Source organism: Mesorhizobium sp. M2E.F.Ca.ET.209.01.1.1 (assembly GCF_004010375.2).
Classification (GTDB): domain Bacteria; phylum Pseudomonadota; class Alphaproteobacteria; order Rhizobiales; family Rhizobiaceae; genus Mesorhizobium.
Genome location: NZ_SADP02000889.1, coordinates 1 through 311, shown reverse-complemented (window position 1 = coordinate 311; position 311 = coordinate 1). Strand labels below are relative to the sequence as shown.

Genomic DNA, 311 nt, shown 5'->3' with positions numbered 1-311 from the left:
CGGGAACGCCTGCCGGCCGTCGCCGTTGTCTCCATAATGGAGATGCGCGGGTTCCTGTTGTTCTGGTCGGTGCTGACCGCTTTCGTCGCGGCCCTCAGTCTTGGCCCGTCCTTTGCCCATGTGCTGGAATCGCTGCCCAGGCTGACGAAATGGTCGCCGGCGCTTTGGCGCGAGACGACCGTTTTCAATGCGCAGTTCCAGCTCTTCCTGCTGATCGGAGCGCCGCTCGATATCGCAGCCATTGTCTGCCCGGCGGTGCTTGTCTGGATGCTGCGCGACGAGCCTCGCGCCTTCTGGTTTGTGCTGGCCGG

At 64.0% G+C, this 311-nt stretch carries 1 pseudogene; it reads left to right on the top strand.

Features of this window, described 5'->3' with window-relative positions:
• A pseudogene (locus EN852_RS38350) lies at positions 1-311 on the top strand (hypothetical protein); the annotation flags it as partial.